The organism is Leisingera sp. JC11 (assembly GCF_040704725.1).
In the GTDB taxonomy this organism is placed as follows: domain Bacteria; phylum Pseudomonadota; class Alphaproteobacteria; order Rhodobacterales; family Rhodobacteraceae; genus Leisingera.
The window spans coordinates 44,680-70,466 of the sequence record NZ_JBFCVS010000003.1 but is presented as its reverse complement, the minus strand read 5'-3'; the positions used below and the strand labels follow the sequence as shown (position 1 = coordinate 70,466).

Sequence of the window (25,787 nt, the reverse complement as noted above, 5' to 3'; positions counted from 1 at the left end):
CAAATGGGCCGCTGCTTTTTGGGGATGCGTGAGGCGCAGCATGACAGAAGAAAAATGGGGACAGCTCAGAAACCGGCTGTTGAAGACGGTCGGCCAGAACAATTTCACGACCTGGATCGAACCTTTGGAATTTGATGCGGTGGATGGCGGTGTTGCTGTCTTTAAGGTGCCGACCAATTTCATGGGCAACTATGTCAGCCAGAACTTTGCAGATCTCATTCTGCATGAGCTGACGATGTCCGGGGAACAAGTGCAGCGCCTGGCATTCCGGGTTGCCGCCAACAGTTCGGCCCGCCCGGCAGAGCCTGCAGCTGCTGCAGAGGCTTATGGCAGCGCTGAAGGCGATGTGGCTGTCATGACCGCGCCTACGGCTTCTGCTGCTTCCGCCTCTGGCAAGGACACTCTGGAAGCGCTGCAGGCGGCGCCGCTGGATCCGCGCTTTACCTTTGACAGCTTTGTCGTCGGCAAACCGAATGAACTGGCCCACGCTGCTGCGCGCCGGGTTGGCGAGGGCGGCCCTGTCACCTTCAACCCGCTGGTTCTTTATGGCGGCGTGGGCCTGGGTAAAACCCACCTGATGCACGCCATCGCCTGGGAGCTGAAGGAAAAGAACCCGTCCCTGAACGTGCTTTACCTGTCGGCGGAACAGTTCATGTACCGCTTTGTGCAGGCCCTGCGCGAGCGCAAGATGATGGACTTCAAGCACCTGTTCCGCTCGGTCGACGTGCTGATGGTGGATGACGTTCAGTTCATCGCCGGCAAGGACTCCACCCAGGAGGAATTCTTCCATACCTTCAATGCGCTGGTGGACCAGAACAAGCAAATCATCATCTCCGCCGACCGCGCCCCGGGCGAGATCAAGGATCTGGAGGACCGGGTGAAATCCCGCCTGCAGTGCGGCCTGGTCGTGGACCTGCATCCGACCGACTACGAACTGCGTCTGGGCATCCTGCAGACCAAGGTGCAGCAGCAGCGCGAGACCTACCCGGACCTTCGTATCGCAGACGGCGTGCTGGAGTTCCTGGCGCACCGGATCTCGACCAACGTCCGCGTGCTCGAAGGCGCCCTGACCCGGCTGTTCGCCTTTGCCTCGCTGGTGGGCCGCGAGATCGACATGGACCTGACCCAGGACTGCCTGGCAGACGTGCTGCGCGCCTCGGAGCGCAAGATCACCGTCGAGGAAATCCAGCGCAAGGTGTCCGAGTACTACAACATCCGCATGTCCGACATCATCGGCCCCAAGCGGCTGCGCTCCTACGCGCGTCCGCGCCAGGTGGCGATGTACCTGTGCAAGCAGCTGACCAGCCGCTCCCTGCCAGAGATCGGCCGCCGCTTCGGCGGGCGCGACCACACCACCGTGATGCACGGTGTGAAGCGCATCGAGGAGCTGAAGCTGACCGACGGCCAGATCGCCGAGGACGTGGAGATGCTGCGGCGTTCGCTGGAAGCCTGACGCGTAACCGCCCCCCCAATACGAATGACTTGCGGCTCCGGTTTCCGGGGCCGTTTTTTCTGTTGGGGCAGGGGGGCTGCGGCCCATAACGCAGCTGAATACCCGGTATCACGGAAAACAAAGTTCCATCCGGTTCAAAATCAGCCATAAGTGCGCTCTGAACAGGAGCGCCGCATGACACCGCAACCCGCTGAAAACCTGGATACGCCCCGCGGTCTGGCCTTTGCCGTCACCGCCTATCTGCTGTGGGGGTTCCTGCCGCTGTACATGAAGGCGCTGTCGCATGTTCCAGCGGCTGAGATCGTCACTCACCGGGTGATCTGGTCGGTGCCGGTGGCGGGCGCGCTGCTGATCGTGCTGCGCCGCACCAAGGAATTGCGGGCGGCGCTGAAGAACCCGCGGATGCTCGGCATGGCCTGCATCACCGCGGCGCTGATTTCGGTAAACTGGGGCATCTATGTCTGGTCGATTGCGGCCGGCCGGGCGCTGGACGCCGCGCTTGGCTATTACATCAATCCGCTGTTCAGTATTGCGATCGGAGCGATCCTGCTTCGCGAACCGCTCAGCAAGACGCAATTGGCCGCCGTTGCGCTGGCTGCTGCTGCGGTGGTGGTGCTGACGCTGGAAGCGGGCCGGGTGCCTTGGGTGGCGGTCGGGCTCACCCTGACCTGGGGCTTCTATGCCTTCTTCAAGAAGTCGCTTCCTATCGGCCCCAACCAAGGCTTCCTGCTGGAAGTGCTGATCCTTCTGCCGCCGGCGCTTGGGTACTTCGGTTACCTTACCTTCACAGGAAGCAGCAATATTGGCGCCTCTCTCCCGGACACCGCGCTGCTCTTGGGCTGCGGCGTCGTCACCGCCGTGCCGCTGATTGTCTATGCCAATGGCGCCAAGCTGGTGCGGCTGTCGACCATGGGAATCCTGCAGTACATCGCGCCGACGATGATCATGCTGGCAGCGGTGCTGCTGTTCGGGGAAGAATTCGGCCGCGCCCGGATGATAGCCTTCCCGATGATCTGGGCTGCGCTGGTGATTTATACTGTGCCTATGGTGCGCCAGATGCGCAAACGTCCTGGTTGAGGCGGGTCTTACCCGCCTGCCGGCACCTTCTCGACCACACCCACGATCGGCCCCATCATGAAGCCGGCATCGCTGCGTCCCAGCTGCGGCGCGTGCAGGCGCGAGATATTGCCGTCGAAATACAGCGCATTGGGGAGTTTCAGGTAGTCCCGGAACAGGCTGCCGAACTGATGGAAGGTCACCGCATTGCGCGAGATAGCAAAGACCGCGCGGCTGCCATCCGCCGAGGTGCCGACTCCGTTGCGGATGTAGTAGCTGTCCGAATCCGGCAGGAACCGCGGATGCAGCTCTCCGCCGATCACCAGCATCGGACCGGACTGGGTAGCATAGGTGCAGGCAGGGGCATCCTGTTCAAATGCCAGGGTTTCAAACACATCCGCCCGGCCGTCGCGGATGCAAAGCACACCGTTCGGCAGCAATCCGAAGTTGCCGGGGCCTGCGTTGGTCACAAGGCGCATTTCCTCGCCGTTTTCATCGGCGTAGAGGCCGACGGGCGAGCGGTCGCTGTGATACATGCCGGCGTTGGTGGCAAAGGCCAGCGTCTTGCCGTCCTTTGCCAGCGCCTCTTCCAAGGTTGAGAAATGGCCGTAGACCTGGCCGTCACCATCGCGCAGGAACAGCTGCAGCTGCTCCTTGGCCGCGTCGGTCTCGCAGATCGTGTATCGGCTGCCCTCATAGGCGACATCGCTGCATTCGACCGCGCCGGCGGCCTGGCCGGTCCAAAGCGCAGTCAGCAGCAATGCGGCCCTGCGGATCACTCTTCCACGTCGCGGCGCACCGCGTCCTGGCTCAGCATCCGGCGGGTTTCGTCCATCTGGTCGAAGGTCTCATCCAGGCGGAAGCGCAGATCAGGGGTGAACTTCAGACCCAGCTTCTTGCCGACCATCCGGCGCAGTTCGCTCTTGTTGCGGGCCAGGAGCTTCAGCACGTCCTCCTGCCCCTTGCCGCCCAGGGGCAGCACAAAGGCCGTGGCGATTTTCAGATCGGGTGAGGTGCGTACCTCGCCCACGGTGATCGACATGCGGTTCAGGTCCGGGTCATGCACATCGCCGCGTGCCAGCACTTCGGAGAGCGAGCGGCGGATCAGTTCGCCGACGCGAAGCTGGCGCTGGGAGGGCCCGGGGCCATCGTGGAATTTGTTCTTTGCCATAGTTCCGATCTATGCCGGATCGCAGGCTTTGCCAAGCGCTGCCCGGCGATGTAGGAGAAAACCAGCTTGAACAAGGAAATGGGCCAATGACTCACAAACCAGGGATAGTGATTACCGGCGCATCGGGCCGTATGGGGCAGATGCTGATCAAGACGGTGCTGGAAAGCGACAAGGCCACACTGGTTGGCGCGGTGGAGCGCGAGGGCCACGCGTGGGTCGGCCGCGACGTTGGCGAGATGATGGGCGGCCAGCCGGTTGGCGTCACCGTGACCGCCGACGCGCTGGAGGCATTTTCCAAGGCCCAGGCGGTGATCGACTTCACCGCGCCCGAGGCAACGCTGGCCTTTTCCAAGCTTGCGGCGCAGGCCCGCGCGGTGCATGTGATCGGCACCACCGGCATGACCGATGAGCAGATCGCTCAGCTGGAGCCAGCCTCGCGCCATGCGGTTATTGTGCGTGCAGGCAATATGAGCCTGGGTGTGAACCTGCTGGTGCAGCTGACCAAGAAGGTTGCCGCCGCGCTGGACGAGGATTTCGATATCGAGGTGATCGAGGCGCATCACCATCACAAGGTGGATGCACCTTCCGGCACGGCGCTGATGCTGGGCGAGGCCGCTGCCGAGGGCCGCGGTGTGAAACTGGCGGATGTGCGCGACTCCGGCCGCGACGGCATCACCGGCGCCCGCAAACGCGGCGACATCGGCTTCACCGCCATCCGCGGCGGCGATATCGTGGGCGAGCATGACGTGCTGTTTGCTGCAGCGGGAGAGCGGATCGTGCTGCGCCACCTGGCCACCGACCGGGCGATCTTTGCCCGCGGCGCGCTGAAAGCCGCGCTGTGGGGCCAGGACAAGGGGCCGGGCCAGTATGACATGGTGGATGTGCTGGGGCTTTGATTACAGCTCCGGGGTTCCCTTGAACCCCTCAAAACCTTCAGTGGTTGAGACAACCGAAGCCTCGAAATGCGCAATCAGGGGCATGACGGTTGGCTCAACCTCTTCAGCCCAAACCGGGCTGCCATAGAAAGCTTCCTTGATCCGTTCGCGTTCTTCCATGTTCTGGAAAGCGCGTATCCAGTGAACCTTGTCCGGATCTTCGGTATCGCGCATCGGGCCGAAGACCAGCATGCCGGCCGCTTTCAGCGCAGGACGGTTCACCGCTTCAAAAAACCGGATGAACTCTTCGCGTTTTCCGGGATGCAGCGTGTACCTGCGGATTTCCAGGATCATGACGTTTCAGGCTCCCGCTGCTTAGAAGTCGATGGCGATGCCCTTTTTCTCCCAGTCGCCATAGCGGGCGGGGTCGGGGCCGTCGCGGCCGCCCAGCTCCTTGGGGCGCGGCTCCTGCGCCTCGGCTGCCTTGCGGCGCTCTTCTGCCTCGGCCAGGGCGCGCAGGGCGGCGGGGGGCAGGTCTTTCAGTTCAGTCGCGGTATCGTCGCTCATCGCGGGTTCCTTTATGCTCCGCCCATGATATACGCCCCTGTCCCGCGCAAACAAGCCGCGCCCTGAGGAGTTGCCAGATGTCCGATGCCAATCACGCCCGCCGCACTGCGGTATACCTGCTGGATCAGGTGCTGGGAGAGGGGCGGCTGCTGGCGGAATGCTATGCCGCGGGCGCGCTGGATAAGCTGGCACCGGAGGACCGCGCCCGGGCGCAGCGGCTGGCCGCGGAAACCCTGCGCAGCCTGGAACGCGCCGACAGGGTGCTGAAAAAGCACCTTAAAAAGTTACCGCCGCTGCTGGTGATGAATGCGCTGCGGCTGGGGACGGTTGAGCTGTGCTCGGGCGGTGCCGCGCATGGGGTGGTCAATGCCATGGTGGCGATTGTCTCCAAGCACCGCCGTCATGGTCAGCTCAAGGGGCTGGTCAATGCCGTTCTGCGCAAGGTGGCTGACGAAGGCCCGGCGGAATGGGCCAAGCTGCGTACGCCCCGTTTGCCGAACTGGCTGCGCAAGCCGCTGGTGCAGGCTTGGGGGGCTGAGGCGATGCTGGGCATGGAGGCTGCGCATCTTGCCGGCGCGCCGCTGGATATCACCGGCAAGCCGGATGCGGATCTGAGCGCGCTTGGCGGTGAGATGCTGCCCACCGGATCGGTGCGGATTTCCAATGCCGGCCAGGTTTCTGCGCTTCCGGGTTATGCCGCCGGCGATTGGTGGGTGCAGGATGCCGCCGCCGCGCTTCCGGCCCGCATTCTGAATGTCCAGCCCGGTGAACAGGTGCTGGAGCTGTGCGCCGCGCCGGGCGGCAAGACCATGCAGATGGCTGCTGCGGGTGCCACGGTGACGGCCGTGGACGTCTCGGAAGGCCGCGTTGCGCGGCTCAGGGAAAACCTAGAGCGCACCGGGCTGCAGGCGGAGCTGATCGTGGGCGATGCGCTGGAGCAGACCGGCCAGTATGACGCGGTGCTGCTGGACGCGCCATGTTCCGCCACCGGCACCATCCGCCGCCACCCGGACCTGCCGCAGGCCAAGGACGGCAGCGAGTTCGGGGCGCTGATCGAATTGCAGGCGCATATGCTGGCCCACGCCTGGAGCCTGGTGAAACCCGGCGGAAGGCTGATGTTCTGCACCTGCTCGCTGCTGCCGGACGAGGGTGAATGCCAGGTCGAGGATGCGCTGGACATGTTCCCGGACATGGCGGCAGACCGCGATGCGCTGGCACTGCCTGGTGTTGATCCGCAGTGGATCACCGAGGAAGGCGGCGTGCGCCTGCGCCCGGATTACTGGCCGGACCGCGGTGGCATGGACGGATTCTACATGGCCCTTTTGCGCAAATCCGCGTGACCCTGGGACGTCACTGGCATTCGCCGGTGACTTGATACAAACCCCGCGCTATGCTCTTGCCAAAACGCCCTGGCAAACTTGGCGTGAGGCAAAAGAGCATGTCCACTTATGACAGAATGGCAGGCCGCGGCACCCGGCTGCTGAACCGGTATTACGCCTGGCGGGCGCGCAGCCAGCCAGCGGCAACCGGCTTTGTTTCGCAGCCCGAGCCGCGCACCATCGGCAGTTTTGCCCGCGGGCGGCAGCTGGTGGCGGGAAATCTGCTGTTCGCCGGCTATCTGGTCGAATCGCCTGACACCGGGCTGTGGGAGGTTGCCGCGCCGGACACGGCCTTTGACGCGGAGAGGCACGGGTTTGCCTGGCTCGACGATCTGGCGGCAGTTGGCGACTTTAAAGCCCGCTTGAAAGCGCAGAAATGGGTTTGGGGCTGGATTGCGCAGCATGGACGCGGCAGCGGTTTGGCCTGGCTGCCGGACTTGACCGGGCGGCGGGTGATCCGCTGGATTAACCACGCGCTGTTCCTGCTGAGCGGCAAGGAAAAGGAAGACACCGAGGCGTTCTATGGCTCTCTGGCGCAGCAGACCTGGTATCTGTCGCAGCGTTGGCAGGGGGCGGCGCCCGGCCTGCCGCGGTTCGAGGCGCTGTGCGGCCTGATCTATGCGGGTCTTGCCTTGCAGGGGCGGGAGGAACTGGCGGATCCGGCGGTCAGGGCGCTGGCAGCGGAATGCGAGTCTCAGATCGACGATCAGGGCGGCCTGCCGACCCGCAATCCGGAAGAGCTGCTGGAGGTATTCACCCTGCTGACCTGGGCTGCCGCGGCCCTGCATGAGGCCGGCCGCACGGTGCCTGCTGCCCATATTGCCGCGATCGAACGGATAGCGCCGACCCTGCGCACCCTGCGCCACAGCGACGGCGGGCTGGCACGGTTTCATGGCGGCGGCCGCGGACTGGAGGGGCGCCTGGACCACGCGCTGGCCGCCAGCCATGTGGCAGAGCGTCATGCAGACGGGCTGGCGATGGGTTTTGCCCGGCTGTCGGCACGGCGCACTTCGGTGATCGTGGATGCCTCGGCGCCGCCCGAGGGCAAAGCATCCTATAACGGCCATGCCTCGACGCTGGCGTTTGAGCTGACCTCGGGACGCCGGCCGCTGATCGTGAATTGCGGTTCGGGCGAATCCTTCGGCGTGGAATGGCGCCGCGCCGGGCGGGCGACGCCGTCGCACAGCACGCTGTGCATCGAAGGCCACTCCAGCGCCCGGCTGGCCGCGCCGCATAAGACCACCGGTCATGAGGAGCTGATCGAGGCGCCGGACGACGTGCCCTTGGACATCATGGACTTGGAAGACGGTTTCCGGTTTCAGGGCGGCCACAACGGTTATGCCGCGCATTTCGGCCTGACCCATGCCCGCACCCTTGATCTGTCCTTTGACGGCCGCGCCCTGTCGGGAGAGGACATGCTTCTGGCCCTTGAAGATCCGGCCAAGGCCCGCTTTGGCAAGGTAAGCCGCAGCAACCCGGATGGCGGAGTCAGCTTCGATATCCGCTTGCATTTGCACCCGGAGGTGGATGCAACCCTTGACTTGGGCGGCGCAGCAGTATCCATGGCGCTCAAGAGCGGGGAAATCTGGGTGTTCCGCCATGACGGCGCCTGCCGGCTGCGGCTGGAGCCAAGCGTTTTCCTGGAAAAGACCCGCTTGAAGCCGCGTGCGGCAAAGCAGATCGTTTTATCCGGGCGGGCGATGGGATATGCCACCCGCGTCCGGTGGACGCTCAGCAAAGCGCAGGAGACTGCCATTGCCGTGCGAGACCTGAACCGGGACGAACCCGAGACGTTTGACTGAGCCTTTAAAAGGACCTGCCCTGCCATGACCGACCTTCACCCCGTACGCCGTGCGCTGCTTTCCGTATCCGACAAGACCGGCCTGATCGAGCTGGGCCAGGCGCTGGCCGCGCGCGGTGTCGAGCTGCTTTCGACCGGCGGTTCCGCCAAGGCGCTTCGTGATGCTGGCCTGACGGTCAAAGACGTCTCCGAAGTGACAGGTTTTCCGGAAATGATGGACGGCCGGGTCAAGACCCTGCATCCGATGGTGCATGGCGGGCTGCTGGCACTGCGCGACAATGACACCCATGTCGCCGCGATGAACGAGCATGGCATCGGCGCCATCGACCTGCTGGTGGTGAACCTTTATCCGTTCGAGGCCACGGTGGCCAAAGGCGCGGATTACGATACCTGCATCGAGAACATCGACATTGGCGGCCCGGCGATGATCCGCGCGGCGGCCAAGAACCACGCCTTTGTCAACGTGGTTGTCGATGTCGAGGATTATGAAAAACTGCTGGGCGACATGGATCAGCACGACGGCGCGACCTGCCCGCGCTTCCGCCGCAAGCTGGCGCAGAAGGCCTATGCCCGCACCGCGGCCTATGACGCGGCAGTTTCCAACTGGCTGGCAGGCGAGCTGGACTTGCAAGCGCCCAAGCGCCGCGCCTTTGCCGGCGAGCTGAAGCAGACCCTGCGTTATGGCGAGAACAGCCACCAGACCGCAGCCTTCTACACCGATGGTTCGAACCGCCCTGGCGTTGCCACCGCAGTTCAACTGCAGGGCAAGGAACTGAGCTACAACAACATCAATGACACCGATGCTGCCTATGAGCTGGTGGCGGAATTCGACCCGGCGGACAGCCCGGCAGTTGCGATCATCAAGCACGCCAACCCCTGCGGTGTGGCCAAGGGCGCAACCCTGGCCGAAGCCTATCAGAAGGCGTTCGACTGCGACCGCACTTCGGCCTTCGGCGGCATTGTGGCGCTGAACCAGCCGCTGGACGCGGAAACCGCCGCCAAGATCACCGAGATCTTCACCGAGGTGGTGATTGCTCCGGGTGCGTCTGATGAAGCCAAGGAAATCTTTGCCGCCAAGAAGAACCTGCGCCTGCTGCTGACCGACGGCCTGCCGGATCCGCGCAAGCCGATCGTGGCCTACAAGCAGGTGGCTGGCGGTATGCTGGTCCAGGACAAGGACGTTGGCTATGTCGGCATGGACGACCTGAAGGTGGTGACCGAGAAGGCGCCGTCCGATGCCCAGATGCAGGACCTGCTGTTTGCCTGGAAAGTCGCCAAGCACGTCAAGTCCAATGCAATCGTTTATGTGAAGGACAACGCAACTGTCGGTGTTGGTGCCGGCCAGATGAGCCGTCTGGACAGCGCCAACGTGGCGGCTGCCAAGGCAGGCCGCATGGCCGCCGAACTGGGTTTGGAGGAAAGCCTTGCCAAGGGCTGCGCAGTGGCCTCTGACGCCTTCTTCCCCTTCGCGGACGGTCTGCTGGAAGCGGCCGCTGCAGGCGGCGCCTGCGTGATCCAGCCGGGCGGCTCGATGCGCGATGACGAGGTGATCAAGGCGGCCAACGAGAAAGGCCTCGCCATGGTCTTCACCGGCATGCGCCACTTCCGCCACTAAAGAGGGCGATACAGTCATGGCAGCACGTTGGATGATCTGGGCCGCGGCCCTCTCCTTCCTGGCGGATCAGGCCAGCAAATACCTGGTGATCCACTGGATGGGGCTGGACCAGCGCCACCGGATCGACGTGCTGCCGCCGTTCCTCAATTTCCGCTACGGCGAGAATACCGGCATCAACTTCGGCCTGTTCGGCGGCGGCGACGAGGCCGCCCGCTGGATCCTGATCGGATTGTCGGTGGTGATCTGCATTGCCCTGGCCGTTTGGATCCACCGGGGCCATGACAAATCCAGAGGCATGCAGCTGTCAGCCGGGCTGGTGATCGGCGGGGCCCTTGGCAATGTCGCGGACCGGCTGCTCTACGGCTATGTACTGGATTTCCTCAACACGTCCTGCTGCGGAATCCAGAATCCGTTTGTGTTCAACGTCGCCGATATCTTCATCTTTGCCGGCGCAGCCGGGCTAATCTTCTTTGACGGGCGCCGTAAAAAGCCTGCGTAGACCTCGCCAGGCAATTGCGTTACAAGCGCTGGGAAACAGGCAGGAGTTTGGGGCAATGCGGATCCCGTTCGGAGTGATCGTTCTGGCTGGCGCGCTGGCAGTGTCCGGCTGTGCGCAAAAAGGGCTGCGCGTCCTGCAGAAGCCGGGGTCCGGTCCGGATGAGTTTCTGATCCTGCCCTCCAAACCGCTGAGCGCGCCTGAAAGCTATGCTTCGCTGCCGGCGCCGACTCCTGGCGGCAGCAACCTGACCGATCCAAACCCGCAGGCTGATGCGGTAGCCGCACTGGGCGGTAAGCCGGGGGCGCTTGTGCCCGCTGCAGGCGTGCCGTCGGGCGATGCGGCGCTGGTCACCGCCTCCAGCCGTTATGGTGTCGAACCGGGCGTGCGCGAGACGCTGGCCTCGGAGGACGCAAAATTCCGCCACCGCAACCGCCATCTGGGCCGGATCAAGATCGTGCCGGTGGACCGCTACGAGCAGCTGTACCGCAAGCAGAGCATTGACCCGTTTGCCGTCAGCGAACAGTTCCGTAAGGCCGGCGCGGCCACGCCTTCTTCGCCGCCTGAAGAAGAGTCCTGAACGCTCACTTTTCTGCCAGCCGGTCTTGCATGACGCCAGCAGCGACGTAGGTTGACAGCAGTCTTTCTGCTGGCAATGGGCGGCGAATTGTGGCTGCATTGAAGAAAATGAACAATAGAGCAGTAACCGCATCCTGCCGGGCAAGGGCTACGGTGCAGAAATTGGAGGATGCCAGATGATCCCAAGGATCACATTGGCCGCCGCAGCGCTGAGTGCTGCGTTGTCCGCCCCGGTACGGGCTGAGGATGAGGCAGTGACCGCGTTTACCCTGGACAATGGCATGGATGTGGTGGTGATCGAGGACCACCGCGCGCCTGTGGTGCAGCAGATGGTCTGGTACCGGGCCGGCTCCGCGGATGAGCCGCCAGGCCAGTCCGGGGTTGCTCATTTCCTGGAACACCTGCTGTTCAAGGGCACCGACAAGCTGGCGCCGGGCGAGCTGTCCGCTACGGTCCGGGCCAACGGCGGCCAGGACAATGCCTTCACCAGCTATGACTACACCGCCTATTTCCAGCGTGTCGCCGCCGACCGGCTGGAGCTGATGATGCAGATGGAAAGCGACCGGATGACCAACCTCCGCCTCAGCGAGGAGGACATCGCCACCGAGCGTGAGGTCATTCTGGAAGAGCGCAACCAGCGCACCGACAATGATCCCGTGGCGCTGTTCCGCGAGCAGCTGCAGGCGGTGCAGTACCTTAATCACCGCTACGGCCAGCCGGTAATCGGCTGGCGGCATGAGATGGAAAGCCTGGACATGGAGGACGCGCTGTCCTTCTACCGCACCTATTACGCGCCCAATAACGCCATCCTGGTGGTGTCCGGAGATGTGCGGCCGGACGAAGTGAAGGCGCTGGCGGAACAGTATTACGGCGTGATCCCGGCCAACCCCGATTTGCCGGAACGTTTCCGCAGCCAGGAACCGCCGCAAACCGCCGCCCGCCGTCTTACCTTCGAAGACCCGCGCGTCGCGCAACCCTATGTGCAGCGCTCCTACCTGGCGCCGGAGCGGGATAGCGGTGACCAGCAGAAAGCCGCGGCGCTCTACCTGCTGGCGAAGCTTCTGGGCGGCGGAAACACCTCTTATCTGGCAAATGCACTGCAATTCGACCAGCAGGTCGCGGTCTACACGGGTGCCTTCTATTCCGGCGGCACAATGGATGATACCTCCTTTACCCTGCTCATTGTGCCCGCCGAGGGCACCGGGATGGAAGAAGCGGAGGCGGCGCTGGACGCCACCATTGCCCGTTTCCTTGAGGAAGGGGTGGACGAAGCCCAGCTGGAACGGATCAAGCTGCAGCTGCGCGCCGCAGAGATTTATGACCGGGACAATGTGAACGGGATTGCCAACCGCTATGGCCAGGCGCTGAGCATCGGGCTGACGGTGCAGGATGTGCAGGACTGGCCGAAGATCCTGCAATCGGTCACCGCAGATGAAATCATCGCTGCTGCAAGTGAAGTCCTGCGGCCGGAAACATCGGTTACAGGCTGGATGACGCGCAGCCAGGAGGTGACCCAATGAGCCTGCTGAGGTTTGTCACCGCTGCGCTGCTCGCCTGGTTCCTGGCGCTGCCGGCCTGGGCTGAAATCAAAATCCAGGAAGTCACCTCTCCCGGCGGCATCACCGCGTGGCTGGTGGAGGATCATGCGATTCCCTTCTCTGCGCTCGAATTGAGCTTCCGCGGCGGCACTTCGCTGGATGCGCCGGGTAAGCGCGGTGCGGTCTATTTGATGACAGGATTGCTGGAGGAGGGCTCCGGCGATCTCCGCGCGCAAGACTATGCACGGGCCTTGGAATCCCTGGCGGCGGAGTTCAGCTACGACGCCGACAAGGATTCGGTGTCCATCTCTGCCCGCTTCCTGACAGAAAACCGCGAAGAAGCCGTGGATTTGCTGCGTCAGACCTTGCTGCAGCCGCGGTTTGACCAGGATGCGCTGGACAGGGTCCGGGCGCAGGTGCTGGCCGGTCTGCGGTCGGATGCCAAGAACCCGAATAATATTGCGGGCCTCGCATTTGCCGAAATGGCATATGGCGATCACCCCTATGGCAGCGACGGCAAAGGCACGCTGGACTCTGTTGCCGCGCTTGGCCGCCAGGATATTTTTGATGCTTACGAGGCCGTTTTTGCCCGCGACAGGCTCTATGTAAGCGCCGTTGGCGACATAACTGCCGAAGAGCTTGGCGTGTTGCTGGACGATCTTCTGGGCGCGCTGCCGGAAAAAGGCGCACCGATCCCCGGCCCGGCGCAGGTGAGCATCGAGGGCGGGGTGACCGTTGTCGATTTCGACACCCCGCAATCGGTGGCGCTGTTCGGCCAAAGGGGTATCGAGCGCGAGCACCCGGATTTCTTCACTGCTTATGTGATGAACCAGATCCTTGGCGGCGGCTCTTTCGAAACCCGGCTGATGACAGAAGTCCGGGAAAAACGCGGACTGACCTACGGGGTCTATTCCTATCTGGTCCCGCGGGATCTGGCCGCGGTCTACATGGGGTCCGTGGCCTCGGCCAACGGCAAGATGGCTGAGGCCGTGGAGGTTATCCGTGGCGAATGGCGCCGGATGGCAGAGGAAGGCGTGACGGAGCAAGAGCTGAAGGATGCCCAGACCTACCTGACCGGCGCCTACCCGCTGCGGTTTGACGGCAACAGCCGTATCGCCTCGATCCTGGCGGGAATGCAGATGGATGATCTGCCGATCAGCTATGTGGAAACCCGCAATGACCGCATCAACGCCGTCACTCTGGAAGATGTGAAACGTTTTGCGGCGGAGTTCCTGGACCCGGACGGTCTGCATTTCACCATCGCGGGCCGCCCCGAGGGACTGGAAACCACCAACTGACCCGGGACAGGCGCGGCTCAGCTCCCCGCCTGCACCCCCTGCACAGCACGCTGCCGCTTTCCCTTTCATTTTGCCTGAAACTCCTGTATGGGCGGGCCTGTCTGAGACGATGTGCCAAGGCCCCGGCACGCGAAAGAAAGATAGATGGGGCCGGCGGCAATGGGGCCGCCACGCAAACGGGAGACCCGGAGGGCCGGGAGTGCTCCCAATTAGGATACGCTAGATGTTTAACGTCACCAAAAAATCGATGCAGTGGGGCGAAGAGACGCTCACACTGGAAACCGGCAAGGTTGCCCGCCAGGCTGATGGCTCCGTGATTGCCACCCTGGGCGAAACCTCGGTCATGGCCAACGTGACCTTTGCCCGTCAGCAGAAGCCCGGCCAGGACTTCTTCCCGCTGACCGTGCACTACCAGGAAAAATACTATGCTGCGGGCAAGGTGCCCGGCGGCTTCTTCAAGCGCGAAGCGCGCCCGACCGAAAAAGAAACCCTCACCGCGCGTCTGATCGACCGTCCGATCCGCCCGCTGTTCGTCCCCGGCTTCAAGAACGAAGTACTGGTGATGTGCACCGTGCTGAGCCACGACCTGGTCAACGACCCGGACATCGTCGCAATGATCGCGGCTTCCGCGGCCCTGACCATCTCCGGCGCGCCCTTCATGGGCCCGATTGCCGGCGCCCGCGTCGGTTATGTCGATGGCGAATACGTGCTGAATCCGACCGTCGACGACATGCAGGACCTGCGCCTCAACCCCGAGCAGCGCCTGGACCTGGTTGTGGCCGGCACCAAGAACGCCGTGATGATGGTGGAATCGGAAGCCTACGAACTGTCCGAAGCCGAGATGCTGGGCGCGGTGAACTTCGCGCATGAGCAGATCCAGCCGGTGATCGACCTGATCATTTCGCTGGCCGAAGAAGCCGCAAAAGAACCGTTCGACTTCCAGGCGCCGGATTACTCCGAGCTGTATGAGGCCGTGAAGGCCGCCGGTGAAGAGCAGATGCGCGCCGCCTTTGCGATCACCGACAAGCAGGAGCGCACCGCCGCTGTTGCCGCTGCCCGTGAAGCGATCAAGGAAGCGCTGAGCGAGGAACAGCTGGAAGACGCCAACCTCGGCTCTGCCATGAAAAAGCTGGAAGCCGGCATCCTGCGCGGCGACGTGGTGAAAGGCGGCAAGCGCATCGACGGCCGCGACACCACCACCGTGCGCCCGATCGTGGCCGAAACCGGCCTGCTGCCGCGCACCCACGGTTCCGCCCTGTTCACCCGCGGCGAGACCCAGGGCCTGGTCGTGACCACGTTGGGCACCGGCGACGACGAGCAGTTCATCGATGCGCTGCATGGCAACTTCAAGTCCAACTTCCTGCTGCACTACAACTTCCCGCCGTACTCGGTTGGCGAAGTGGGCCGTGTCGGCTCCCCGGGCCGCCGTGAAATCGGCCACGGCAAGCTGGCCTGGCGGGCGCTGCAGGCGGTACTGCCGGCTCCGACCGACTTCCCCTACACCATCCGTCTTGTTTCCGAGATCACGGAATCGAACGGCTCTTCTTCGATGGCATCCGTCTGCGGCGGCTCGTTGTCGATGATGGACGCGGGCGTGCCGCTGAAAGCACCGGTTGCCGGTGTGGCGATGGGCCTGATCCTCGAGGACGACGGCTCCTACGCGGTCCTGACCGACATCCTGGGTGACGAAGACCACCTGGGCGACATGGACTTCAAAGTGGCGGGTACCGAAAACGGCATCACGTCGCTGCAGATGGACATCAAGGTTGCCGGCATCACCCCGGAAATCATGGAGAAAGCCCTGGCCCAGGCCAAGGACGGCCGTCTGCACATCCTGAACGAGATGGGCAAGGCCCTGTCCGAGACCAACGAGTTCTCGGTCCACGCCCCGCGCATCGAGACCATGCAGATCCCGACCGACAAGATCCGCGAAGTGATCGGCTCCGGCGGCAAAGTGATCCGCGAGATCGTCGAGGTGTCCGGCGCCAAGGTCGACATCAACGACGACGGCGTGATCAAGATCGCCAGCCCGAACGGCGACGCCATCCAGAAGGCCTATGACATGATCTATTCGATCGTGGCAGAGCCGGAAGAAGGCCAGATCTACACCGGCAAGGTTGTTAAGATCGTCGACTTCGGCGCCTTCGTGAACTTCTTCGGCAAGCGTGACGGCCTGGTGCACGTCTCCCAGATCGAGAACCGCCGCCTGAACCATCCGTCGGACGTTCTGAAGGAAGGCCAGGAAGTGAAGGTTAAGCTGCTGGGCTTCGACGACCGCGGCAAGGTCCGCCTGTCGATGAAGATCGTTGATCAGGAGACCGGCGAGGAAATCCAGCCGGAGAAGAAAGAAAAGGCAGAGCAGGACTAATCCTTCTCTGACCGGACATAAACAGCCCGGGGCGCGCATAAGCCGTGCCCCGGGCTATTCAATTTCTGCCGGGACGCTTATGGACCAGCCTTTGAATTCCCGAATTTCCATCATTACGGTCACCTATAATTCCTCGGTGATTGTTGAAAACCTGCTGCGCTCCATCCCGTCCGGGGTTTCCGTCATCCTGGTCGACAACGCGTCACGCGATGCTGATGCAACCCGGACCCTGGCCGCGGAACATGCCGCCTGCTTCATTGCCAACTCTGAAAACGCGGGTTTCGGCCGCGCGTGCAATCAGGGCGCGAAGCAAGCCGATACCGAGTTCCTGTTCTTTGTGAACCCGGATGCCGAGCTTTTCCCGGACACGCTGGAGCACCTGCTGGCCGCCGCGGATACCCATTCGGAGGCATCAGCCTTTAACACCCGCATCGTCAAAGGCGACGGCTCGCTGTTCTTCAAGCGCCGCAGCAAGCTGATTCCGAAATCGCTCTGGCTGGGCCGCGACGCCGCGAAGCAGGATGGCGAGGTGCCGGTGCTGTCCGGGGGCGCGCTGCTGGCGCGCAGATCCGCCTTCGAACAGGTGGGCGGGTTTGATCCCAAGATTTTCCTGTTCCACGAGGACGACGACCTCAGCCTGCGCCTGAAAGCAGAGTGCGGCCCGCTGCGGTATGTCTATGATGCGCAGGTCCGCCACCTCCTGGGTCATTCTACCGAGCGTTCCGCCAAGACTGCGGCGCTGAAAGCCTGGTACATGGGTCAGTCGCGGGTCTATGCCGCGCGTAAGCATGACCAGCCTTTTGGCTTTTCCCGGGCGCTCTTAGAGGCTGGGTTGCAGCTGATCTCGCCGCTCAACCTCCTGTCGGCACGCAAACGGGCCAAGACCTGGTATTACTTCCGTGCCATCCTCAGCAGCCGCGGAAAGCAGAGCGCCGACAGGCAGCCGCCCTGGGTTTAAGACCTGGCCCGGAAGCGCCAGATCTTTGAAGACATAAAGAGGCCAGAGAAGATGAAACTGCCCCCGCTTTGGAAGATCACCAGAGAGCTGAAGCGCCCGCTGGCGCAGCTGAAGCTCTTGCCCAGCCGGATCGGCACCTATGTCTTCGGAAATAAGTACTACGACTGGTTCCTGGCGAAAAACTCCCGCTGCACCGCAGGCAGGGCGGTGCCCAGCCCGCGGATTGCCGTCTATCTGATCTTTCCCAGACAGGGTGTTCTGGCTTCGCACATTGAAGCCCTGCAGTACCTCATCTCCCGCGGTTATACGCCCTTGGTAGTGTCCAACCTGCCGCTGCCGGAAGCAGACCGGGCCCGGGTTCTGGATCTCTGCTGGCTGTGCCTGGAACGGGCCAACTACGGTTATGACTTTGGCGGCTACCGCGACGGCATCCTGCTGGCCAGGGGCAAGGCTGCGCAGATCGACCGCTTGGTGCTGCTCAACGATTCCTCCTGGTTCCCGCTGCCGGGGGCGCAGGACTGGCTCGCCGAAGCAGAAAGGACCGGGCTGGATTTCACCGGGGCGGTGTCAAACTATGGCCACGCCCGGGTCGATCCCGAGGATTTCCGGAGCATCCGGTGGAGCTACACCACCTCGCACCGGAACTTCCATTATTGTTCCTTTGCGCTAATGATGTCGGGCCGGCTGATGGCAGACCCGAAGTTTATCAAGTTCTGGGAACGGTTCCCGCTGACCAGCGACAAGAAGGTGACGGTGCGCCGCGGCGAGATCGGCCTCAGCCAATGGATCACCTCCAGCGGCTACTCCCATGGGATGACGAGCGACCCAAGCGACCTGGATCAACGGCTGGCAGAACTTTCGCACGAGGACATCAAGGCCGCAGTGCGGGGATCGGTTTTTCTGGACCGCCCGCGTCTTGATGCGCTGCGGGAGCGGCTGCTGGCGGATGATGCATCCGCCGAGGACCTGACGGCTTTTCTGCTGACAGCAGTAGCGATTCAAGGCGCGAGCTACGTGCAGCCGGACCTGATGCGGCGGCTGTATGGCGCGGCCTTCCTGAAGAAGTCGCCATGCTGGCTGGACGAGAAAGGCTCGGAAACAACGATCCGGTTCGCCAGGACCCTGAGCGGTGATTTCGGTGATGTCATTGCCAAGGAGGCCGAGACCCTTCGCCGGGAAAAGGCACCGGGGTTCCCGGCAATCTGACTTCCAGTCCCTGATCCGGAGTGCGGCGGCTGCGCAGGTTTGCCTGCACAGCCCTATTGATTTGCGGCGTTATTCCGGTGCCTTCACCTTGCGCAGGTAGGGGAAGATGGTCTCGAACTCGCCGAATTTCGCCTTGGCCTCCTCATTCGAAACGGTGGGCGGGATGATCACATCCTCGCCGGGCACCCAGTTCGCCGGGGTGGCAACACCCTTGGCAGTCATCTGCAGCCCGTCCAGCGCCCGCAGGATCTCGGCAAAGTTGCGGCCCACGGTCATCGGATAGGTCATCGAGAGCTTCAGCTGCTTGTCCGGGCCGATGATAAAGACAGAACGCACCGTGGCGCTGTCGGCAGGCGTGCGGCCATCGGGCAGGTAGGCCTCAGCCGGCAGCATGTCGAACGCCTTGGACACTGCCAGACCATCGTCTGCAATGATCGGGAAGCCCGGTGCGGCCTTGCCGTATTCCTCGATGTCCTTCTTCCACTTCTTGTGGTCCTCAACACCATCGACCGAAACGCCGATCACCTTGGTGTTGCGCTTGCTCCATTCGTCGCCCAGCTGCGCGACAACCGAAAATTCTGTGGTGCAGACCGGGGTGAAATCCTTGGGGTGGGAGAACAGAATCGCCCAGCTGTCGCCGATCCAGTCATGGAAAGTAATGGTGCCCTGATCCGTTTCCGCGGTAAAATCTGGGACCGTGTCGTTAATGCGCAAACCCATGGTGGCGTCTCCTTGTCAGTTAAGTATTGAGTCGTCTTGGCTGATACCTAAGTACTCTAACGCAACGATAAAGTCGCCGTACAAGGAAACCGCAAAATTTCACCTGTTTGCGGCGCCGGCGGCTGCCGAAGCTGAGGGTTGACAGGGCGCGTGATAATTTGATCAAATTATGCGTAAATCCCCTTGCCCACTCCAAAGCGCAGTGACAAAGTGGCCGCCAAACCGGCAAGCCGGGACCAGAAACACCTCTGAATTGGGAGTTCCCAGATGATCGAGAAACGCGAATTTTACATCAACGGCCAGTGGGTCGCCCCTTCTGGCGCCAACGATTTCGAGGTGATCAACCCCTCGACCGAAGAACCCTGCGCAGTGATCTCGCTGGGCTCTGAAGCCGACACCAACGCTGCCGTGGCGGCGGCTAAGGCGGCCCTGCCGGGCTGGATGGCCACCCCGGTGGCGGAGCGCATCGCATTGGTCGAGAAACTGATTGATGTCTACGAGGCCCGCGCCGAGGACCTGGCTCAGGCGATGTCGCTGGAAATGGGCGCGCCGATCGACATGTCGCGCACTTCGCAGGTGGGTGCCGGCAGCTGGCACCTGCGCAACTTCATCGCCGCGGCCAAGGAGTTTCCCTTTGACGCGCCGCTGAACGACCGAAGCCCCAACGACCGCATCATTCACGAGGCGGTGGGCGTCTGCGCCCTGATCACGCCCTGGAACTGGCCGATGAACCAGGTGACGCTGAAGGTCGGCGCTGCGGCGGTGGCCGGCTGCACCATGGTGCTGAAACCGTCCGAGCAGAGCCCGCTCAACGCGATGATCTTTGCCGAGCTGATGGACGAGGCCGGCTTCCCGGCGGGTGTCTTCAACCTGGTGAACGGCGACGGCCCGGGCGTCGGCTCGCAGCTGACCACCCATCCGGACGTGGACATGATCTCCTTCACCGGTTCCACCCGCGCGGGCATCGCGATCACCCAGGCTGCCGCGCCGACGCTGAAGAAAGTGGATCTGGAACTGGGCGGCAAAGGCGCCAACGTGATCTTTGAAGATGCCGACGAAAAGGCCGTGAAGCGCGGCGTGCTGCACATGATGCAAAACACCGGCCAGAGCTGCAACGCCCCCAGCCGGATGCTGGTGCAGAACAGCATCTATGACCGGGTGGTCGCCGAGGCGGCGGAAGTGGCCGCCAAGGTTGAGGTCGGCCCGGCAGACCAGCAGGGCCGCCATATCGGCCCGGTGGTGAACGAGATGCAGTGGAACAAGATCCAGGACCTGATCCAGAAAGGCATCGACGAAGGCGCCAAACTGGTGGCCGGCGGCACCGGCCGCCCGGACGGGCTGAACAAGGGCTACTACGTGAAGCCCACGGTCTTTGCCGATGTGAACAACCAGATGACCATCGCGCGCGAGGAGATCTTTGGCCCGGTGCTGTCGATCATCCCCTTCGAGTCCGAGGAAGAAGCCATCGAGATTGCCAACGACACGCCCTATGGCCTCACCAACTATGTGCAGACTCAGGACGGCGCCCGCGCCAACCGCATGGCCCGCGCGCTGCGCTCCGGCATGGTGGAAATGAACGGCAAGTCCCGCTCGGCCGGTTCGCCCTTCGGCGGCATGAAACAGTCCGGCAAGGGCCGCGAAGGCGGCAAATGGGGCATCGAGGACTTCCTGGAAGTGAAAGCCGTCGGCGGCTGGGCAGCCGAGTAAGCCCTTCGCTTTGGACGTAACGGAAAGCCGCCCTTCGGGGCGGCTTTCTTTTTTTCCAGATGTGTTCAGGAGGGGTGGTGCTCCCGCGCCCTCAAGCCCCCCGGCTGCGCTAGGCTGGATTCGGACTTGGGCGTGGCCCGTGCTGCGCTCGGGCAAGGGGTCATGAGATCAGAAAAAGGCTCTAAACAGGCAGATTGCGGCGATTCCAGTACCCATCGTCAGCGGCAGGCTGCGGGTGATCAGTGCCACAATCAGCGCGGCAGTCCCAGCCGCCCATTCCTGCGGCCCGCCCTGCATCAGCAGATAGGTGACCAGCGACAGGATCAGGCAGCCCGGCAGTGCCTGCAGCCCGCGCGCCCAGGGGCCGTGGTCCGGCAGCCGCCGGCCCAGCAGATAGCCCGAAAGCCGCACGGCAAAGGTTGCCGCTGCCAGGCCGAGGATCAGGGTCCAAGTCTCAGTCATTGCCCAGCACTCCGGCAATGGCAGCACCGGCCGCGCCGCCCAGGATCAGCGTCCAGGTGGGATCCAGCGGCGTCAGCAGGCCCGCCAGCAGCACGGTGGCGATGGACACGCCCCACGGCAGTAGCATGGCCCTGCCGCTCCACAGGGAACGCAGGATGGCGATAAAGGCAGCGGTGAAGGCAAAATCCATGCCCAGGGCCTTGGGCTCCGGCACTGCCGTGGCGACGCTGGCCCCCGCCACAGTGGCCAGCACCCAGACCGCGACCAGCCCCAATCCGCCGCCCACCAGATACCAGTAGCCCGCGCGATGGCCGCGGGCGCGCATGGCGTGCATCAGCGCCCAGTTCTCATCCGTGGCCAGATGCACGCCCAACAGCACCTGCCACCAGGGCCGTCCGGCAAGCTCATCCCGCAGAGAGGCGGTGATCAGCAGGAGCCGCAGGTTCAGCGCAAGGCCCGCCAGCAGGGCGGCGCCTGCTCCTGCGCCCGTCACCAGCCGCTCGACGGCGATGATCTGCGAGGAGCCGGCAAAGACGATGGTGCCCATCACCCCGGTCTGCAGCCCGTCCATCTGCGCCTGCGCGGCAAGCAGTCCAAAGGCAAGCCCGTAGACTGCGACGCCCACCGCCAGCGGCAGGATGTCCCGCAGCCCGTCCATCAGCTGGCTGCGGGCGCCGGGGAGGGCGGTGATCTGCTGAACGGCCATTGTTAGGCTCCTCTGGTAACAGGTGTGACATTCATCTATACCGAACGTTAGTTTTCCATACCGAACGAACAGGATGTTCGTCAAGTCGAACGATTGGGTGAAATATTGAACGATTCCGCGCCTCACCAGATGATTGCCGCCGCCATCCAGCGCGAGCGCAGCCGCGCCGGGATGTCGCTCTCTGCCCTCGCGGCCAAAGCGGGAATTGCCAAGTCGACCCTGTCCCAGCTGGAGGCAGGCAATGGAAACCCCAGTGTAGAGACGCTTTGGGCCTTGGCGGCGGCGCTGGATATCCCGCTGAGCCTGCTGTTTGAAACCGAGGCGCCGGCCACCAGGCTGATCCGCGCAAGCGAGGGTGAGGTGCTGGCGTCGGAGCAGTCCGATTTCGCCGCGGTGCTGCTGTCGCGCAGCCCGCCAAACGTGCGCCGGGATATCTACCGGGTGGTGATGCAGCCCGGAGAGATCCGCCGCGCCCAGCCGCACCCGCGCGGCACGGTCGAGCATATGCTGGTCTGTTCCGGCCAGATGAGGGCCGGGCCGGAGGGGCAGGAAGAACAGCTGTGGCCGGGTGACTACTACATCTTTCCGGGAGACCATCCGCATACCTATGAGGCGCGGCGGAGCGGCACGATGTTCCTGATGGTGATGGAGGCGCCCTGACCGGCGCCCTCAGAAATCGGGCTTCACCCGGAACTTCAGCGACTCGCCGCTGTCGGGGTGCTTGATCCGCAACTCCTCGGAATGCAGCATCAGCCGCGGGTGCTCCAATGCCGCGCCGCTTGCATAAAGCGGGTCGCCCAGGATCGGATGGCCCAGTGAAAGCATATGCACCCGCAATTGGTGCGAACGCCCTGTCTTGGGAGTCAGCCGCACCCGTGTGGCATCGTCCTCATACTTCATCACCCGCCAGTCGGTGACGGCCGGCTTGCCGGTTTCATGGCAAACCATCTGTTTCGGGCGGTTTGGCCAGTCGACGATCAGCGGCAGGTCCACGGTGCCGCTGCGCGGTTCCAGCCGGCCGGCCACCCGCGCGACATATGCTTTCTTGGCGGTGCGCTTTTCAAACTGCATCGACAGATGCCGCTGCGCATGGGGGGTGAGGCCGAATACCATCACGCCGGAGGTGTCGCGGTCGAGCCGGTGCACCAGCAGCGCCTCGGGGAACACTGCCTGGATGCGGCTGATCAGGCAATCGGCCAGATGCTCCCCGCGCCCCGGCACAGACAACAGGCCAGCAGGCTTGTTCACCGCCAGCAGTTCGGCGTCGTGGTGCAGGATCTCCAGCGGCTCCTGCGGCGGGGTGTATTCGCTTGATACGGCCATGGGCGCTTGCCTACTGCGGGATCAGGGCAAGGGCAAGCGGCGCCGCGCGGCTTTCCCGCAGGCGGTGCCTTTGTTAAATTGACACTGTCCCGGCGATCCGGTAACCGGCGCGCCTCACTGACACATGGGGACGATGCATGGCACGCAAACGCAAAGGGCGCGATATTTCCGGCTGGCTGGTGGTGGACAAGCCCGCGGGGCTGACCTCGACGGCAGTTGTGAACAAGGTGCGCTGGGCGCTGGAGGCCAAGAAGGCCGGCCATGCGGGCACCCTGGATCCGGAGGCAACCGGCGTTCTGGCGGTGGCGCTGGGCGAGGCGACGAAGACCGTTCCCTATATCACCGACGCATTGAAGGCCTATACCTTCACTGTGCGGCTGGGGCAGGCGACCAATACCGACGATGCCGAGGGCGAGGTGATTGCCGAAAGCACCGAACGCCCCACCGATGAACAGATCAAGGATGCCCTGCTGCCCTTCCTGGGCGAGATCATGCAGGTGCCCCCCAAATTCTCCGCGGTCAAGATCGACGGCCAGCGCGCCTACAAGCTCGCCCGTGATGGTGAGGATGTGGCGATCGAAGCCCGCCCGCTGTGGGTCGAGGAGCTGATCATGGTGGACCGCCCGGACGAAGACCACGTGGTGCTGGAGATGACCTGCGGCAAGGGCGGCTATGTGCGCTCGATCGCCCGTGACCTGGGCGCAGCGCTGGGCTGCCATGGGCATGTCAAGGAACTGCGCCGGATCTGGTCCGGTCCCTTTGATGCGGCTGAGGACGGGATTTCGCTGGAGGAGATCGACCGTTTGGCGCGCACGCCGGAGCTGGACGCCTACCTGCGCCCGCTGGAGGAAGGGCTGGCCGATTTGCCTGAGGTCAAATGCACCCTCGAAGGTGCAGTCCGGCTGCGCAACGGCAACCCGGGCATGGTAATGCCCAGCGATGAAGTTGAATACGGCGATGAGGCCTGGGCCTCGCTCGACGGCCAGGCGGTGGCGGTTGGCGTTTATAAATCGGGCACCCTGCATCCCAGCCGGGTCTTCAATCAGGACGCAAGCGCCGGTTAACAAGGCGCAACTTTTTGGGTCAGCGCTGCTGTTGCGGCCCGGACTATACTGAACCGGCTGTTCCGTTTTCCCCGAACACAGAGTAATACTCTTGCGCGGTCAGGATGATAGCTGCCTGCCTGCCCTCCACGGCGCTGATTGTATTTCCCGCCGCATCCATCCAGCGGTCTTCATCCGTAGAATAGTCGTCGTGGAAGGCAATGCTGATCCCTGACTGGTCGCCTGGCAATGCCGCGACAGCGATGCCGTCCATGGCGATCAGGGTGCTGTCCTCGTCCGCGTCGTAGGCAACGCTCAGCCCGGCAATGGCATCTTCGAAGCTGTAGCTGGGAACGGACCCGAAGCCGGCAACAACCGGGAAGTCGATCCGCAATTGATCTTCTGCAGGATCGAAATCGGTGATTTCCGCTGCTGGGGTTCCGGCTTCGTAAACATTGGTATAGGCGTGGAAGCTGTCCGCCCCCTCGCCGCCTGTGGCGATGGTGCCCGGGCCGATCCACAGCTGGTCATCCCCGGCGCCGCCGTCGAGCACATCGCCGTCGTCGCCAACCTGGGTCAGGTCGCCGGGGTAGTGATTGTAGGAGCCATCATAGTGGACCGCGCCGCTGCCGCTGAATAGCGTGTCGTCGCCTGCGCCGCCGGACAGGGTATCAGCACCGCTTTCGCCAAAGATCACGTCGTCGCCTGCAGTGCCACTCAGACTGTCGCCGCCCGATGTGCCGCGGATCGCATCCAGGGTGAACGGCGCGGTTCCGCCGGGTCCTTCAAAGCGCACCGTGCGGTCAACGTCGCCACCACTGGTCAGAAAATCCACTTGCAGAGTTTCACCTTCACCCAGGGAAACGCCCGGCAGGGTCAGGATCGTTTGGTTGTTGAGGGTGTCGATGAAGCGCAGGCCGATGCCGTCTTCGGCCTCGATCAGCTCAACGTAACCCAAGTTATTGGGCGTCAGGGCCAGCCGGTCGGCGCCCAGTTCAAAATCCTCGATCAGCGTTTGACGGCTGCCCTCATCGTCCAGGACAAAGCGGTCTGCCCCCGGGCCGCCCCGGGCGGTATTGTCCGCACCCAGATGCAATTCATCATCGCCGCTGCCGCCGGCCAGCAGATCCAGGTCGCCGGCATTGCCCGTCAGCGTGTCGTTTCCATCCCCGCCGTCCAGCACGTCGTCTGTTCCCGCGGTGCCGGACAGTTGGATGGATTGGGGTTGCGGGTCTGGTTCAACCGGAGTGTCCGGTTCCGCCGGTCCGGCGGTTTCTTCGCCGGAGTTTTCTGCTCCGTCAAAGCCAAGTGCTATGGCGGAGCCTGCAAGTGCAAGGAAGATAAGAAGTTCCATATCGCTCAGGTCAAAAAAACCGATCAAAGCCATCGCGGTAATAAATGCGCCCGCGGTTCTGCTTCAGATTGCGGTAAACCTGCTTGGAACGCAACCTGTGCCGGTCTAAAAA

Annotated in this window: 25 protein-coding genes; 16 read left to right on the top strand and 9 right to left on the bottom strand. The window is 63.3% G+C overall.

What is annotated here, in order from left to right; translation table 11 throughout:
* Positions 1-40 precede the first annotated feature (40 nt).
* Together dnaA and rarD are read left to right on the top strand one after the other, a co-directional pair.
* Positions 41-1,453 carry a chromosomal replication initiator protein DnaA gene (gene dnaA / locus AB1A62_RS04040; protein ID WP_366660112.1) on the top strand — a complete coding sequence of 471 codons (1,413 nt, stop codon included), beginning with the start codon at positions 41-43 and terminating at the stop codon, positions 1,451-1,453.
* Positions 1,454-1,627: 174 nt separating this feature from the next.
* Positions 1,628-2,530, top strand: coding sequence for an EamA family transporter RarD (gene rarD / locus AB1A62_RS04035; protein WP_366660110.1), 903 nt, complete (start codon positions 1,628-1,630; stop codon positions 2,528-2,530).
* An 8-nt stretch (positions 2,531-2,538) separates the two neighbouring features.
* On the opposite strand, the gene AB1A62_RS04030 is transcribed toward rarD, so the two are convergent.
* The gene (locus AB1A62_RS04030) at positions 2,539-3,288 is read right to left on the bottom strand and encodes a phosphodiester glycosidase family protein (RefSeq protein WP_366660109.1); all 750 of its coding nucleotides are present in this window, start codon (positions 3,286-3,288) and stop codon (positions 2,539-2,541) included.
* Entirely contained in the window at positions 3,285-3,680 is a 396-nt protein-coding gene (rbfA, locus tag AB1A62_RS04025) for a 30S ribosome-binding factor RbfA (protein ID WP_019295139.1), read from the bottom strand. The genes AB1A62_RS04030 and rbfA overlap by 4 nt, the downstream gene beginning before the upstream one ends.
* Positions 3,681-3,766: 86 nt before the next feature.
* Between rbfA and dapB the strand changes: the two genes are divergently transcribed.
* Positions 3,767-4,576 (top strand): 4-hydroxy-tetrahydrodipicolinate reductase, encoded by an 810-nt coding sequence (gene dapB, locus AB1A62_RS04020; RefSeq protein ID WP_366660107.1) that lies wholly within the window; start codon positions 3,767-3,769, stop codon positions 4,574-4,576.
* Here dapB and AB1A62_RS04015 read toward each other — a convergent pair whose 3' ends face one another.
* Both AB1A62_RS04015 and AB1A62_RS04010 read right to left on the bottom strand, forming a co-directional pair.
* Positions 4,577-4,909 (bottom strand): NIPSNAP family protein, encoded by a 333-nt coding sequence (locus AB1A62_RS04015; protein ID WP_366660106.1) that lies wholly within the window; start codon positions 4,907-4,909, stop codon positions 4,577-4,579.
* Between the two features lie 21 nt (positions 4,910-4,930).
* Positions 4,931-5,122, bottom strand: a complete 192-nt coding sequence (locus AB1A62_RS04010) for a DUF1674 domain-containing protein (protein WP_366660104.1) — start codon at positions 5,120-5,122, stop codon at positions 4,931-4,933.
* Positions 5,123-5,199: 77 nt separating this feature from the next.
* Here AB1A62_RS04010 and AB1A62_RS04005 point away from each other — a divergent pair, with 77 nt between their 5' ends.
* The 10 genes from AB1A62_RS04005 (at position 5,200) to AB1A62_RS03960 (ending at position 18,360) form a co-directional block, all read left to right on the top strand.
* A complete protein-coding gene (locus AB1A62_RS04005) occupies positions 5,200-6,462 on the top strand; it encodes an RsmB/NOP family class I SAM-dependent RNA methyltransferase (protein ID WP_366660103.1) in 1,263 nt (420 codons plus the stop codon).
* A 98-nt stretch (positions 6,463-6,560) separates the two neighbouring features.
* A complete protein-coding gene (locus tag AB1A62_RS04000) occupies positions 6,561-8,303 on the top strand; it encodes a heparinase II/III family protein (RefSeq protein WP_366660102.1) in 1,743 nt (580 codons plus the stop codon).
* A gap of 24 nt (positions 8,304-8,327) precedes the next feature.
* A complete protein-coding gene (purH, locus tag AB1A62_RS03995; protein WP_366660101.1) occupies positions 8,328-9,917 on the top strand; it encodes a bifunctional phosphoribosylaminoimidazolecarboxamide formyltransferase/IMP cyclohydrolase in 1,590 nt (529 codons plus the stop codon).
* 16 nt (positions 9,918-9,933) lie between these two features.
* On the top strand, positions 9,934-10,416 hold the full coding sequence (lspA, locus tag AB1A62_RS03990; RefSeq protein ID WP_366660099.1) for a signal peptidase II: 483 nt from the start codon (positions 9,934-9,936) through the stop codon (positions 10,414-10,416).
* A gap of 55 nt (positions 10,417-10,471) precedes the next feature.
* Positions 10,472-10,993 (top strand): DUF3035 domain-containing protein, encoded by a 522-nt coding sequence (locus AB1A62_RS03985; RefSeq protein WP_366660097.1) that lies wholly within the window; start codon positions 10,472-10,474, stop codon positions 10,991-10,993.
* Positions 10,994-11,168: 175 nt separating this feature from the next.
* Positions 11,169-12,512 carry a pitrilysin family protein gene (locus AB1A62_RS03980; RefSeq protein WP_366660095.1) on the top strand — a complete coding sequence of 448 codons (1,344 nt, stop codon included), beginning with the start codon at positions 11,169-11,171 and terminating at the stop codon, positions 12,510-12,512.
* Positions 12,509-13,828, top strand: a complete 1,320-nt coding sequence (locus AB1A62_RS03975) for a pitrilysin family protein (RefSeq protein ID WP_366660093.1) — start codon at positions 12,509-12,511, stop codon at positions 13,826-13,828. Before AB1A62_RS03980 ends, AB1A62_RS03975 begins: the two co-directional genes overlap by 4 nt.
* Before the next feature lie 223 nt (positions 13,829-14,051).
* Positions 14,052-16,196: a polyribonucleotide nucleotidyltransferase gene (gene pnp / locus AB1A62_RS03970; RefSeq protein ID WP_366660091.1), complete on the top strand. Its 2,145-nt coding sequence runs from the start codon at positions 14,052-14,054 to the stop codon at positions 16,194-16,196.
* 79 nt (positions 16,197-16,275) lie between these two features.
* Complete coding sequence (locus tag AB1A62_RS03965) at positions 16,276-17,154, top strand: glycosyltransferase family 2 protein (protein WP_366660090.1); 879 nt, start codon at positions 16,276-16,278, stop codon at positions 17,152-17,154.
* Positions 17,155-17,205: 51 nt separating this feature from the next.
* Complete coding sequence (locus tag AB1A62_RS03960; protein ID WP_366660089.1) at positions 17,206-18,360, top strand: rhamnan synthesis F family protein; 1,155 nt, start codon at positions 17,206-17,208, stop codon at positions 18,358-18,360.
* A 69-nt stretch (positions 18,361-18,429) separates the two neighbouring features.
* Here AB1A62_RS03960 and AB1A62_RS03955 read toward each other — a convergent pair whose 3' ends face one another.
* Positions 18,430-19,080, bottom strand: a complete 651-nt coding sequence (locus AB1A62_RS03955; RefSeq protein WP_366660088.1) for a peroxiredoxin — start codon at positions 19,078-19,080, stop codon at positions 18,430-18,432.
* A gap of 267 nt (positions 19,081-19,347) precedes the next feature.
* Between AB1A62_RS03955 and AB1A62_RS03950 the strand changes: the two genes are divergently transcribed.
* The gene (locus tag AB1A62_RS03950) at positions 19,348-20,787 is read left to right on the top strand and encodes an aldehyde dehydrogenase family protein (protein ID WP_366660087.1); all 1,440 of its coding nucleotides are present in this window, start codon (positions 19,348-19,350) and stop codon (positions 20,785-20,787) included.
* Positions 20,788-20,955: 168 nt separating this feature from the next.
* On the opposite strand, the gene AB1A62_RS03945 is transcribed toward AB1A62_RS03950, so the two are convergent.
* On the bottom strand, positions 20,956-21,249 hold the full coding sequence (locus AB1A62_RS03945; RefSeq protein ID WP_366660086.1) for an AzlD domain-containing protein: 294 nt from the start codon (positions 21,247-21,249) through the stop codon (positions 20,956-20,958).
* Positions 21,242-21,955 (bottom strand): AzlC family ABC transporter permease, encoded by a 714-nt coding sequence (locus AB1A62_RS03940; protein WP_366660084.1) that lies wholly within the window; start codon positions 21,953-21,955, stop codon positions 21,242-21,244. Before AB1A62_RS03940 ends, AB1A62_RS03945 begins: the two co-directional genes overlap by 8 nt.
* Positions 21,956-22,084: 129 nt before the next feature.
* On the opposite strand from AB1A62_RS03940, the gene AB1A62_RS03935 reads away from it, so the two are divergent.
* Positions 22,085-22,615, top strand: coding sequence for an XRE family transcriptional regulator (locus tag AB1A62_RS03935; RefSeq protein WP_366660083.1), 531 nt, complete (start codon positions 22,085-22,087; stop codon positions 22,613-22,615).
* Between the two features lie 9 nt (positions 22,616-22,624).
* On the opposite strand, the gene AB1A62_RS03930 is transcribed toward AB1A62_RS03935, so the two are convergent.
* Positions 22,625-23,278 carry an RluA family pseudouridine synthase gene (locus AB1A62_RS03930; protein WP_366660081.1) on the bottom strand — a complete coding sequence of 218 codons (654 nt, stop codon included), beginning with the start codon at positions 23,276-23,278 and terminating at the stop codon, positions 22,625-22,627.
* A gap of 137 nt (positions 23,279-23,415) precedes the next feature.
* Here AB1A62_RS03930 and truB point away from each other — a divergent pair, with 137 nt between their 5' ends.
* Positions 23,416-24,342 (top strand): tRNA pseudouridine(55) synthase TruB, encoded by a 927-nt coding sequence (gene truB / locus AB1A62_RS03925; protein ID WP_366660080.1) that lies wholly within the window; start codon positions 23,416-23,418, stop codon positions 24,340-24,342.
* Between the two features lie 43 nt (positions 24,343-24,385).
* On the opposite strand, the gene AB1A62_RS03920 is transcribed toward truB, so the two are convergent.
* Positions 24,386-25,675, bottom strand: coding sequence for a hypothetical protein (locus AB1A62_RS03920; protein ID WP_366660079.1), 1,290 nt, complete (start codon positions 25,673-25,675; stop codon positions 24,386-24,388).
* Positions 25,676-25,787 lie beyond the last annotated feature (112 nt).

What these genes read in the sequence shown, in the direction of transcription:
- AB1A62_RS03935 (WP_366660083.1), top strand. Translation starts at nt 22,085, where the DNA reads ATGATTGCCGCCGCCATCCAGCGCGAGCGCAGCCGCGCCGGGATGTCG.
- pnp (WP_366660091.1), top strand. Translation starts at nt 14,052, where the DNA reads ATGTTTAACGTCACCAAAAAATCGATGCAGTGGGGCGAAGAGACGCTC.
- AB1A62_RS03920 (WP_366660079.1), bottom strand. Translation starts at nt 25,675, where the DNA reads ATGGAACTTCTTATCTTCCTTGCACTTGCAGGCTCCGCCATAGCACTT.
- dapB (WP_366660107.1), top strand. Translation starts at nt 3,767, where the DNA reads ATGACTCACAAACCAGGGATAGTGATTACCGGCGCATCGGGCCGTATG.
- AB1A62_RS04015 (WP_366660106.1), bottom strand. Translation starts at nt 4,909, where the DNA reads ATGATCCTGGAAATCCGCAGGTACACGCTGCATCCCGGAAAACGCGAA.
- AB1A62_RS03930 (WP_366660081.1), bottom strand. Translation starts at nt 23,278, where the DNA reads ATGGCCGTATCAAGCGAATACACCCCGCCGCAGGAGCCGCTGGAGATC.
- AB1A62_RS03985 (WP_366660097.1), top strand. Translation starts at nt 10,472, where the DNA reads ATGCGGATCCCGTTCGGAGTGATCGTTCTGGCTGGCGCGCTGGCAGTG.
- AB1A62_RS03965 (WP_366660090.1), top strand. Translation starts at nt 16,276, where the DNA reads ATGGACCAGCCTTTGAATTCCCGAATTTCCATCATTACGGTCACCTAT.
- AB1A62_RS03945 (WP_366660086.1), bottom strand. Translation starts at nt 21,249, where the DNA reads ATGACTGAGACTTGGACCCTGATCCTCGGCCTGGCAGCGGCAACCTTT.
- truB (WP_366660080.1), top strand. Translation starts at nt 23,416, where the DNA reads ATGGCACGCAAACGCAAAGGGCGCGATATTTCCGGCTGGCTGGTGGTG.
- dnaA (WP_366660112.1), top strand. Translation starts at nt 41, where the DNA reads ATGACAGAAGAAAAATGGGGACAGCTCAGAAACCGGCTGTTGAAGACG.
- purH (WP_366660101.1), top strand. Translation starts at nt 8,328, where the DNA reads ATGACCGACCTTCACCCCGTACGCCGTGCGCTGCTTTCCGTATCCGAC.
- AB1A62_RS03980 (WP_366660095.1), top strand. Translation starts at nt 11,169, where the DNA reads ATGATCCCAAGGATCACATTGGCCGCCGCAGCGCTGAGTGCTGCGTTG.
- lspA (WP_366660099.1), top strand. Translation starts at nt 9,934, where the DNA reads ATGGCAGCACGTTGGATGATCTGGGCCGCGGCCCTCTCCTTCCTGGCG.
- AB1A62_RS04000 (WP_366660102.1), top strand. Translation starts at nt 6,561, where the DNA reads ATGTCCACTTATGACAGAATGGCAGGCCGCGGCACCCGGCTGCTGAAC.
- AB1A62_RS03950 (WP_366660087.1), top strand. Translation starts at nt 19,348, where the DNA reads ATGATCGAGAAACGCGAATTTTACATCAACGGCCAGTGGGTCGCCCCT.
- AB1A62_RS04010 (WP_366660104.1), bottom strand. Translation starts at nt 5,122, where the DNA reads ATGAGCGACGATACCGCGACTGAACTGAAAGACCTGCCCCCCGCCGCC.
- AB1A62_RS03940 (WP_366660084.1), bottom strand. Translation starts at nt 21,955, where the DNA reads ATGGCCGTTCAGCAGATCACCGCCCTCCCCGGCGCCCGCAGCCAGCTG.
- AB1A62_RS04005 (WP_366660103.1), top strand. Translation starts at nt 5,200, where the DNA reads ATGTCCGATGCCAATCACGCCCGCCGCACTGCGGTATACCTGCTGGAT.
- AB1A62_RS03955 (WP_366660088.1), bottom strand. Translation starts at nt 19,080, where the DNA reads ATGGGTTTGCGCATTAACGACACGGTCCCAGATTTTACCGCGGAAACG.
- AB1A62_RS03975 (WP_366660093.1), top strand. Translation starts at nt 12,509, where the DNA reads ATGAGCCTGCTGAGGTTTGTCACCGCTGCGCTGCTCGCCTGGTTCCTG.
- rbfA (WP_019295139.1), bottom strand. Translation starts at nt 3,680, where the DNA reads ATGGCAAAGAACAAATTCCACGATGGCCCCGGGCCCTCCCAGCGCCAG.
- rarD (WP_366660110.1), top strand. Translation starts at nt 1,628, where the DNA reads ATGACACCGCAACCCGCTGAAAACCTGGATACGCCCCGCGGTCTGGCC.
- AB1A62_RS03960 (WP_366660089.1), top strand. Translation starts at nt 17,206, where the DNA reads ATGAAACTGCCCCCGCTTTGGAAGATCACCAGAGAGCTGAAGCGCCCG.